Annotated in this window: 10 protein-coding genes; 4 read left to right on the top strand and 6 right to left on the bottom strand. The window is 67.9% G+C overall.

Features of this window, described 5'->3' with window-relative positions; genetic code table 11:
• Nucleotides 1-68: 68 nt before the first annotated feature.
• Entirely contained in the window at nt 69-794 is a 726-nt protein-coding gene (locus BN2156_RS00355; protein WP_090509068.1) for an IclR family transcriptional regulator, read from the top strand.
• 14 nt (nt 795-808) lie between these two features.
• A complete protein-coding gene (locus BN2156_RS00350) occupies nt 809-2,422 on the top strand; it encodes an FAD-dependent oxidoreductase (RefSeq protein WP_162490696.1) in 1,614 nt (537 codons plus the stop codon).
• Between the two features lie 9 nt (nt 2,423-2,431).
• Here BN2156_RS00350 and meaB read toward each other — a convergent pair whose 3' ends face one another.
• Both meaB and BN2156_RS00340 read right to left on the bottom strand, forming a co-directional pair.
• The gene (gene meaB, locus BN2156_RS00345; RefSeq protein WP_090515270.1) at nt 2,432-3,304 is read right to left on the bottom strand and encodes a methylmalonyl Co-A mutase-associated GTPase MeaB; all 873 of its coding nucleotides are present in this window, start codon (nt 3,302-3,304) and stop codon (nt 2,432-2,434) included.
• A gap of 11 nt (nt 3,305-3,315) precedes the next feature.
• Nucleotides 3,316-4,476 (bottom strand): thiolase family protein, encoded by a 1,161-nt coding sequence (locus BN2156_RS00340; RefSeq protein WP_090509064.1) that lies wholly within the window; start codon nt 4,474-4,476, stop codon nt 3,316-3,318.
• Between the two features lie 79 nt (nt 4,477-4,555).
• On the opposite strand from BN2156_RS00340, the gene BN2156_RS00335 reads away from it, so the two are divergent.
• Together BN2156_RS00335 and BN2156_RS00330 are read left to right on the top strand one after the other, a co-directional pair.
• The gene (locus BN2156_RS00335; RefSeq protein WP_090509062.1) at nt 4,556-5,320 is read left to right on the top strand and encodes an SDR family NAD(P)-dependent oxidoreductase; all 765 of its coding nucleotides are present in this window, start codon (nt 4,556-4,558) and stop codon (nt 5,318-5,320) included.
• Between the two features lie 83 nt (nt 5,321-5,403).
• Nucleotides 5,404-6,189 (top strand): SDR family NAD(P)-dependent oxidoreductase, encoded by a 786-nt coding sequence (locus tag BN2156_RS00330; protein ID WP_090515268.1) that lies wholly within the window; start codon nt 5,404-5,406, stop codon nt 6,187-6,189.
• Nucleotides 6,190-6,244: 55 nt separating this feature from the next.
• On the opposite strand, the gene BN2156_RS00325 is transcribed toward BN2156_RS00330, so the two are convergent.
• Genes BN2156_RS00325 through BN2156_RS00310 form a run of 4 tightly spaced genes read right to left on the bottom strand, consistent with a single transcriptional unit; the run spans nt 6,245 to nt 10,345 of the window.
• Nucleotides 6,245-7,009 (bottom strand): enoyl-CoA hydratase/isomerase family protein, encoded by a 765-nt coding sequence (locus tag BN2156_RS00325; RefSeq protein ID WP_090435024.1) that lies wholly within the window; start codon nt 7,007-7,009, stop codon nt 6,245-6,247.
• A 4-nt stretch (nt 7,010-7,013) separates the two neighbouring features.
• Nucleotides 7,014-8,111 carry an acyl-CoA dehydrogenase family protein gene (locus BN2156_RS00320; protein WP_090509060.1) on the bottom strand — a complete coding sequence of 366 codons (1,098 nt, stop codon included), beginning with the start codon at nt 8,109-8,111 and terminating at the stop codon, nt 7,014-7,016.
• Complete coding sequence (locus BN2156_RS00315) at nt 8,098-8,997, bottom strand: acyl-CoA dehydrogenase family protein (RefSeq protein ID WP_090509058.1); 900 nt, start codon at nt 8,995-8,997, stop codon at nt 8,098-8,100. The genes BN2156_RS00320 and BN2156_RS00315 overlap by 14 nt, the downstream gene beginning before the upstream one ends.
• The gene (locus tag BN2156_RS00310; protein WP_162490695.1) at nt 8,975-10,345 is read right to left on the bottom strand and encodes a class I adenylate-forming enzyme family protein; all 1,371 of its coding nucleotides are present in this window, start codon (nt 10,343-10,345) and stop codon (nt 8,975-8,977) included. The genes BN2156_RS00315 and BN2156_RS00310 overlap by 23 nt, the downstream gene beginning before the upstream one ends.
• Between the last annotated feature and the right edge of the window lie 40 nt (nt 10,346-10,385).

Genomic DNA, 10,385 nt, shown 5'->3' with positions numbered 1-10,385 from the left:
ATCGCACATCCGCGTGCATTATTATCAGAGCATCACTCTCGCGGTTCTATCTGTCAAGGAGGGGCGCGATGCCGGCCAAAGCAACCCAGCCGCAGCCACAATCGAAGACCGACGGCACTCCTACCGGAGCGCCCGGTTCACAGACGCTGGCGCGCGGTTTGAGCGCGCTCGCAGCCATTGCCGCGGCACCGACCGGGCTGACGGTGCAGCAGGTCGCCGACCATGTCGGGGCCCATCGCACGATCGCCTACCGGTTGCTGGCCACCCTGAGCCAGTTCCGTTATGTGACAAAGGGTGAGGACGGCCGCTACCGGCCCGGCGCCGGGCTGGCCGCGCTCGGTGCGTCCTTCGACAACAACATGCGTGCGCTCAGCGTCCCGACCCTGCGCGCGCTCGCCGACGAACTCGGCAGCACGGTGTCGCTGCTGGTGGCCGAGGGCGATCAACAGGTGGCGGTCGCGGTGATCGTCCCGACGCAGGTCTTCTATCAACTGTCGTTCCACGAAGGCAGCCGCCACCCGCTGGACCGTGGTGCGGCCGGGGTGGCGCTGCTGGCGAGCATGCCGCCACGTCCCGGTGAACGCGAACTGGTCCGCCGGACCCGCGAACAGGGCTGGGTGATCACCCATGGCGAGATCGAACCGGACACCTACGGCCTGGCCGTGCCCGTCCGTCGGCGCCTGCCGTCCCCACCCACCTGCATCAATCTCATCTCGCACCGCGAAGACGTCGTACTGGGCGGCAAGGACGCCGTGGTGCGAGCGGCAAACGAACTATCGGCGATCCTGTACTGAAAGGTTTTGGACCAGTGACTGATTGGGATGACTCGGTCGACGTCGTCGTACTGGGCAGTGGTGGCGCCGGGCTCACCGCTGCACTGACCGCTTCGGTCAGCGGCGCCTCGGTGGCGATCTACGAGAAGGCGCCCACCGTCGGCGGCACCACCGCCGTCTCCGGTGGCATCGTGTGGATCCCGGCCCACGACCGCAGCGCCGACGGACCGCTTCCGGTCTCCGACGCCATCGACTATCTGCAGGCCCAGTCCCTCGGCTACATGGACGCCGATCTGGTGGACACATTCGTGCGGACCGGTCCGGCCATGCTCGATTTCGTCGAAGAACACAGTGAGCTGCGGTTCGCCGTCGCCGAAGGATTCCCCGACTACAAGCCCGAACTGCCGGGCGGGCGCCCGGGTGGTGGCCGCTCGCTGAGCGCCGGCCCGGTTGATCAGGGCAAGCTCGGCGTGTGGCGGGACCGGATCACCTCGTTCCCGGCGGATTTCAGCAACGTCGGCATCGACGCGGAAACGCGTGCTCGCATTCACGCCGTCTACGACGATCCCGATGCCGACCTGTGCGTGGCGGGCACGGCGCTCATCGCGGGGCTGCTACGCGGCCTGCTCGATCGCGGCATCCAGCCGGTCACCGAGGCCCGCGCGGTCGAGTTGATCGGGGACGCCACCGGCATCACCGGAGTGCGGCTGAGCGTCGACGGCGCCGACGTCAGCGTGCGGGCCCGCAGCGGCGTGGTGCTGGCGACCGGTGGATTCGAGTGGGACGCAAAGCTGGTCGAGGCCTACCTGCGCGGGCCGATGCGCGGCGCGGTGTCACCGCCGAACAACACCGGTGACGGACTCCGGATGGCCATGGCACACGGCGCGGATCTGGCCAACATGGGTGAGGCGTGGTGGGTTCCGATCGTGCAGATCCCCGGCGACACCATCGACGGACATCCACGCAGCCGCAGCGTCCGGCTGGAGCGCACCCGTCCGCGCAGCGTCATCGTCAACCGGGCCGGCAGACGATTCCTCAACGAGGCAGGCGAATACAACTCCATGGCCGGCGCCTTCCAGTACCTCGACCCCAAGATCGGCTACGCCAACGACCCGGCCTGGATCGTGTTCGACTCCGTGCACCTGCAGCGCTACGGCTTCCTCGGCGTCGAACCGGGCGACGCGGTGCCGGACTGGTTCTGCGAATCGGCCACCCTCACCGAGCTGGCGGCCAAGACGGGTATCGACCCCGAAGGTCTGGCCGAGACCTTGAACCTCTGGAATCACAACGTCTCGGACCAGGTCGATCCCGACTTCGGACGCGGATCCAGCGCATACGACGGGTACTGGGGCGACAACTCGGCGGCGACGCCGGCACTTCAGACCCTCGGCCCGCTCGACACCGCGCCGTTCTACGCGGTGCCGGTCAAGATCGGCGCGATGGGCACCAAGGGCGGCCCCCGCACCGACCGCGACGGCCGGGTCCTGCACGTCAGCGGCACCCCGATTCCCGGGCTGTACGCCGCGGGCAACGCCATGGCCGGCGTGACCGGAAAGGCCTATGGCGGAGCCGGCGGAACACTCGGCCCGGCAATGGTGTTCGGCTACCGCAGTGGATACGCCGCAGCCACGGGTAAGTCGGTGAGTTAGAGGCTGGAGCTACCCGGCTGAGCCCGCGATCAATTGCGCCGCGGCGCTGTACGGGTCCGTGGTGCCGTCGGCCACCGCGGCGGCCAGCCCGTCCAACTCGGCGTGATTGCGCAGCAGGGTCTGGGCCAGCGACAGGATCTGCGTCCTGGCCCGGGCGCTGCGGCGCTCCGATGTGTCGGACCGGTGGTGGGCGTCAATGGCCTCGACCAGCTCGGCCAGTCCCTCCCCTTGGGCCGCAACAAGTTTCAGCACGGGAACACTGGCCTCGGCCCGCAGGTCACGGGCAGTCTGATCCGCACCCTCTCGGTCGGCCTTGTTCACCACCACCAGGTCGGCGACCTCCAGCAGCCCGGCCTTGGCCGCCTGGACGGCGTCCCCCGCACCGGGATTGAGGATCACCACGGTCGGATCGGCGATCGCGGCGATCTCGATCTCGGATTGCCCCACGCCGACCGTCTCCAGCACGATCAGGTCATACGACAGTGCGGCCAGCAGCCGAATCGCCGCAGGCACAGCGGCAGCCAGTCCACCGAGATGACCACGGGTGGCCACCGAGCGGATCAGTACGTCAGGATCGTTGATGTGGGCGGCCATCCGGATCCGGTCACCCAGCAGCGCGCCGCCACTGTACGGGGACGACGGATCCACCGCGAGCACCGCGACCCGCAGGCCACGCTCCCGGTAGGCACCGACGAGAGCACCCACCGTCGTCGACTTTCCGGCTCCGGGCGGCCCGGTGATCCCGATGACGCGCGGCGAGGCCGGGCCGAGCACCGCGAGAACCTCGTCCCGACGGTCACTTTCGACCATGCTCAACAACCGGCCGACGGCGCGCTGGGATCCGCCGCGGGCTGCGGTGATGAGTTCTTCGATATCTGGCATCAGCGATGACACTACGGTGCGGGCACCTCGATGACCGTCGCCGAGCCCATCCCACCGCCCGCGCACATCGCGGCCACGCCGATGCCGCCGCCGCGCCGGCGCAACTCATGGACCATGGTGGCCAGCATGCGTGCCCCGGTGGCAGCCACCGGATGCCCCAATGAGCACCCGCTGCCGCTGACGTTCACGATCTCGGGGTCGATGTCGAGAAGCTTGATGGTGGCCACACACATCGACGCGAAGGCCTCGTTGATCTCGAACAGGTCCACGTCCGACAGCGAAAGCCCGGCCCGGTCAAGGGCTTTGGTGATCGACTCGACCGGGGCCAGCCCGGTCGAGGCCGGATCCACCCCCACTGACGCCCAGGACTTGATGGTGGCCAGGGCCGGCAGGCCGAGCTCGTCACTGGCGATGGTCAGCAGTGCGGCGGCGTCGTTGGCACCGCAGGCATTGCCTGCGGTGATGGAGAATCCCTCGATCTCGGGATGCAGCGGTTTCAGCGCGGCCAGCTTTTCCAGCGTGGTGTCGCGGCGGGGATGCTCGTCCGTGTCGAACAGCCCGTGCGGTGTCTGGATCGGAACGATCTCCTCTTTGAACCGGCCCTCGTCGATCGCGGCGATGGCCTTGAGATGCGAGCCCAACGCCCACTGGTCCATCTCCTCGCGGCTCACCCCGGCCTTGACGGCCGCGTTCCATCCGACCGTGATCGACATGTCCATGTTCGGAGCGTCCGGTCGGTCGGGATGGGTGGGCGGGAACCAGTTCACCCACTCGGCATCTTTGGCGCTGCTGGCCGCGCGGATGAACCGCGGTGAGGTGGAGGCCGAGTTGACCCCGCCGGCCAGAACCAACCGGTCCATCCCGGCGCGGATGCTGGCCGCGGCGCTCTGCACGGCGGCCTGGCCGGCGGCGCAGTGCCGATTGACGGCCGCCCCCGGGACGGTGGTGAGGCCGGCGGTGATGGCCGCATGGCGCGCGATGACCCCGCCGCCATAGAGCCCTTCGCCCAGGATCACGTCGTCGACTCCGACGGTGCCGTGCCCGGCGAGGTCCTCGACCGCAGCACGCACCACGTGGTCAGCCAGCGCGTACGCGTCGGTGTCGCGCAGCGTGCCCTTCTTGGCCGTGCCGATGGGGGTACGCAATGCGGACACGATGACGGCTTCAGGCATTGATCTGCTCCCTGGTTTACCCGGTAAGAGAATGTTATTCTCTCAGCCAGAGAGTCTCAGTTGCAAGAAGGGGAACCGTATGCAAATCGCCGGTAGTTCCGCGATCGTCGTCGGCGGCGCGGGTGGTCTGGGTGAGGCGACCGTCCGCCGGCTGCAGGCAGCGGGCGCCAAGGTGGTCGTCGCGGACCTGGCCGATGAGAAGGGCGCCAAGCTCGAGGAAGAGCTGGGCGTGCGCTACGTGCCTACCGACGCCACCTCCGAGGAATCGGTGCTCGCCGCCATCGCAGAGGCCGAAGCCCTCGCCCCTCTCCGCATCTCGGTGGACACCCATGGCGGCCCTGCCGCCGGCGGGCGCCTGGTCGGCAAGGACGGCTCCCCGCTGGATCTCGACGGCTTCAAGAAGACCATCGAGTTCTACCTCACCGCCGTGTTCAACGTGATGCGACTGTCCGCCGCGGCGATCGCCAAGACCGAACCGCTGGAGGAAGGCGGCCGCGGCGTCATCGTCAACACCGCCTCGATCGCTGGATATGAAGGCCAGATCGGGCAGCTCCCCTACTCGGCTGCCAAGGGTGGCGTGCTGGGCATGACGCTCGTCGCCGCGCGTGACCTGTCACCGCTGGGCATCCGGGTCTGCACCATCGCCCCCGGCACCATCAACACCCCCGCCTACGGCAAGGCCGCCGATCAGCTCGAGCAGTACTGGGGGCCGCAGGTACCGTTCCCCAAGCGGATGGGCCGCTCGGTCGAGTACGCCCAACTGGCGCAGAGCATCATCGAAAATGATTACCTCAACGGCGAAATCATCCGTCTCGATGGGGCATTGCGCTTCCCGCCCAAGTAGATGACTTCCGCCCTGCCCCGCGAGCGTGCGCGTCTGTTGGTGGAAACGCCGGTACTGCCCAACATTTCATGCACACTCGGTTCATGACCAACGTGCATGACGCGCCGGTCCACCGTGGCGGGACGACCGGCAACCTGAGCGGAAAGGTCGCCTTCATCGCCGGGGCGAGCCGCGGCATCGGCGCAACGATCGCGGCCGCACTGGCCGCCGAAGGTGCCGCGGTAGCCGTGGCCGCCCGCTCCGAACAACCGGGCAAGCTGCCCGGCACGATCGGCTCGGTGGCCGCGGCCATCAACGAGGCAGGCGGACGGGCGCTGCCGGTCTCCTGCGACGTCACTGACGAGCAATCGGTGAACAAGGCTGTCGCCGCTGCGGTCTCGGAGTTCGGCGGCATCGACATCCTCGTCGCCAACGCCGGTGTGCTGTGGCTCGGCCCGGTGGAAACCACGCCACTCAAACGATGGCAGTTGTGCCTGGACGTCAACCTCACCGGAGTGTTCCTGGTGACCAAGGCCGTCATCCCGCAGGTCCGCAAACGCGGCGGCGGGTCACTCATCGCGATCACCACCACCGGCGTCGACATGGTCGAGCACGGGGCCAACGCCTACTGGATTTCCAAGGCCGCCGCCGAACGGCTCTACCTTGGCCTTGCCGCTGATCTGCGCGAGGACAACATCGCGGTCAACTGCCTGAGCCCGTCCCGCGTGGTGCTGACCGAGGGTTGGCAAGCCGGGGGCAGCGGGCTGCAGATCCCGCCGGAGATGGTCGAACCGCCCGAGGCGATGGGACTCGCAGCCGTACGCCTGGCCGGTCAAGATGCCGGCGGGGTCACCGGCACCGTCCAGCGCTCTGAGGCCCTCACCTTCTAGTTGCACCGCGAGCTAACTGCACGCTCGCGGTGCTGGGTGAGCGGTGCAGAAGGATTCAGTTCTTGGCGATCAGCCCGTCCACGATCCGGTTGAAGTCAGCCGTTCCGAACGAGACGTACTCGGCGAGGTTGGCGTAATCCAGCGATGCCATCACCTGCTGCTCCAGCTGGATGTTCATCAATCGCTTGGTGGCCTCGACCGCTTGCTTGGGCAGATCGATGAGCTTCTTCGCGCATGCGATCGCCTCGGCCAGCGGGTCCTCGACCACGTGATTGGCCAGGCCCAGTTCGACTGCCCGCTGGGCCTTGATCCGGACCCCGGTGAGCGCAAACTCCTTGGCCTGCAACAGGCTGATCTGCGAGCCCCACACCAGCGGACCACCGTCGGCGGCCACCAGCCCGATCTGCACGTGCGGATCGGCGAAGTGGGCGTTCTCGGCCATGTAGACGACGTCGGACAGCGCGGCCAGGCTGCAGCCGAGCCCGACGGCCGGTCCGTTCACCGCGGCGACGACCGGGATGCGGCAACGCACCATGCCGATGACGAGATCACGTCCGTGCTTGATCGTCTTCTGCCGCAAGGCTTCGTCGCGCCGCAACTCGTCGAGGTAGTTGAAGTCGCCACCCGCCGAAAACGCCCGTCCCGCACCGGTGATCACCGCCGCGCGCGCGTCGGCGTCCTCGTTGAGCGCCTCCCACAGCCGCGCGAGCCCGACGTGCAAGTTGTCGTTGACCGCATTGAGCGCATCGGGGCGGTTCAGTGTGATGATGCGCAGCGCACCGTCTGCCCGCACATCGATTTCGTCCGGCATTCCGTACATGTATCTAGACTCCCAGCCCGAGGATTCGTGACGCGATGATGTTCTTCTGGATCTGCGACGTGCCACCCATGACGCTCTGGGCGCGGCTGTAGAGATACGCGCTCAGCAGTTCGGGATCGCTGGTGCCGGTCACCGACAGGGCGGCATGCCCGACGGATTGCTCGACCCACGTCATCAGCAGCTTGTCCAGCGAGCCCTCCGGGCCGTGCTTGAGCCCGTCGAGCTGTTCGGACAGCCGGCGGCGCACATGCAGGCGCAGCATCTCGGCTTGCACCCCGGCCCAGGCCAGATCCTCGGGCACCTTGGCGCCCGCGCTCTCGACCCGAGCGGCCATCTCGCGCACCAGCTTTCCGTAGCGCGCCGAATAACCGAGGGTCGACGGTTCACGTTCATGACTGACGACGGTCATGGCAAGGCGCCAACCGTCGCCCGGCTCACCGACCATGTTCGAGGCCGGCACCACCGCACCGTCGAACGCCACCTGGCCGAACTCCGTGGTGACGCCGTTGATCATCTGCAACGGCCGCTGCTCGATGCCGTCCTGGTGCATCGAGACGATGAACGCCGAGATGCCTTTGTGCCGGGCGACTTCCTTGTCGGTGCGGGCCAGCACCAGGCACCAGTCCGCCACGTCGGAGTAACTGGTCCAGATCTTGTGTCCGTTGATGATGTAGTTGTCGCCGTCGCGGGTGGCCGTCGTGGTCAACGAAGCCAGGTCCGAACCGGCACCGGGCTCCGAAAAGCCTTGGCACCAGCGCTCGGTGCCGTTGATCATCCCCGGCAGGAACCGCTGCTGCAGTTCCTTGCTGCCGTGATGGCCCAACCCGACCACCAGGTAGCCGAGGCTGGGTCGTGGCGGTGCACCGGCCCGGGCCAGCTCCTCATCGACGATGACGTCGTAGACCGGAGCCAGGTCCTGGCCACCGAACTCCTTGGGCCAGGACGTACCGAAAAACCCGGCGGCATAGAGGGCCTGATGCCACTCCCCCATCCGGGCCCAGTAATCGTCGCCGGACGCCTTGAAGGACGCGGCGTTGTCGGCCAACCAGGTCCGCAGCCGGTCCCGGAAGGCAGCTTCCTCAGGTGAATCACGAAAGTCCAAGATCGATGTCCTCCAGTGCGACGGGCCACAATTCGGTGGATGTCAGAACCCTGCGCAGATACACATGCGCCAGGCATTCCCAGGTGTTTCCGATACCGCCGTGCACCTGGATCGCGGTCTCGCAGACGGTGCGCGCGGCGCGGGCGCAGTAGACCTTGGCGATCTTGGCGGCCCGGACGGCTTCTTCCGCGGGCAGTTCGTCGACTGCCCATGCGGCGTGGCGGAGCACGCTGATCGAGCCCTCGATCAGGGCGAGCCCCTCGGCCAGCAGGTGCGCGATGGCCTGGTAGGAGCCGATCGTCGAACCGTACTGTTCACGGACTTTCGCGTAGTCGACAGCCAGCGCGTGCACGCCGCGGGCCGCGCCGACCAGGTCGGCGCTGGTGGCTGTGAGCGCCAGAGCCTGCCATCGCAGGGCATCCTCGCTCGACAGCTCACCGAGCTCGGCGGGCGATTCCACCACACCCACCGTGCTGCGGGTGAGATCCACACCGGCGGTGGCGGCTTCGTCGACGCCGACCGCGAGTGCTGCGGCGGCGACGGAGGTGATGCCGACGCGCACCGGGGTGTCCGGCAGGGCAGCGCCGGGAGCGATCAGCACCCATTCGTGTTCCTCGGTGTAGCTGCGGTCGTCGGCGAGCACCGGTCCGAGGAACGGCACGTCGACCAGACCGCGTCCGAACTCCTCGGCGATGATCGCCACTTCCACGCCGGAGGCGCCGTCGGAACGCAGGGTGCGCCACTCGGTTGCGGCGACCGTGCTTTCCAACCGGGCGATCCGGCCCTCATCCGACAATTCTCCGACCGCATCCGGTCCGAGGTCATCGGCCAGTTTCGCTGCGGCCTCTCGCAGCTGCTGCTGTTCAGACGTCAGACGAACGTCCATGCCGCTCCTTCAGCACTCGTCGCAATACCTTTCCGGAAGGTAACCGGGGTATCTCGGTTACGAACTCCACGCGGCTGGGCCGCTTGTACGAGGCCAGCCGCTCACCGACCAGGTCGATGAGTTCCTCGGCCGACACCGCAGAATGTGTCGTCACGGCGGCCACGATGGACTCGCCGTCGGCCGTATCGGCCACACCGAACACCGCGCAGTCGGTGACCGCGGGATGGCCGTGCAGTACCGCCTCGACCTCGGCCGGCGCCACTTGGAAGCCGCGCACCTTGACCATCTCCTTGGAGCGGTCGGTGATGTGCAGATAGCCGTCGTCATCGAGGTAGCCGATGTCCCCGGTGCGGTACCAGCCGTCGCAGAATGCGCCCGCGGTGGCGTCCTTCGGCAGATAGCCGGCCATCACGGAGTCCGATCGCACCTGGATCTCGCCGTCGTCCCCGATGCGCACGCCCACCCCGCGCACCGGGGTGCCGACCGTGTCGATGCGGGTGGCGCCCAGCGGATTACACGCGATCACCGGTAGTTCGGTGGTCCCGTAGGCGGTCAGCCACCGGATCCCGGCCCGCTCGGTGACGGCTTCGGCGACGCTGCGGGTCACCGGGGTGGCACACCACATCACGTAACGCAGCGACGACAGGTCGTAGCGGCCCAGATCGGGGTGGGCGGCCAGCGCCAAAGCGATTGGCGCCACGGCCATTTCGATGGTGATGCGATCGGATTCGATGTGACGCAGCATGGTGTCGACGTCGAAGCGCCGGTGCAGCCGCATCCAGGCGCCGGTATCGAGCACCATGGCGATGTTGAGCAGGCCGAGGATGTGCGACGGCGGCGTCATGATCTGCATGCGGTCGGCACTGGTGAACCCCAGGGCGTCACGCCAGTGCTCGATGGCCGCGGCGAATCCGCGATGGGTGTGCCGCACCGCCTTGGGCAGGCCCGTGGTTCCCGAGCTGAAGGCGAACAGCGCGTCACTGTCCGGGCCGGGCGGATCGAACTGCCGCAGGCCCGGCGTAATCGGCTCGTCGAGGTGCAGCATCGGCATGTGCGCGGCGAGCACCTCGTGGTCGCCCACCGCATGGCTGGGCGCGGTCAACGCCAGGACGTGGGCCACCTCGCGTTCTTTCCAGGCCGGGCTGATCAGCACGGCCACCGCCCCCAGGCCCCAGATCGCGCGCAGCGCGACGACGAACTCGGGCCGGTTGGACGACATGATGGCGACCCGATCGCCCGGCCGGACACCCCTGCGCTCCAACTCGGTGGCCATTCCGCTGGTCAGCGCGTCGAGTTCGGCCAGGGTGTACTCACGATCCTCGAACGCGAGCACGGTGGGGTCACTCAAGATCCAACCCCTTTCCCCGGGCTCCGCTGGGCATCGAGCA

It is taken from the genome of Mycolicibacterium neworleansense, from assembly GCF_001245615.1.
Classification (GTDB): Bacteria; Actinomycetota; Actinomycetes; order Mycobacteriales; family Mycobacteriaceae; genus Mycobacterium; species Mycobacterium neworleansense.
This window is presented reverse-complemented; position numbering and strand designations above follow the sequence as displayed.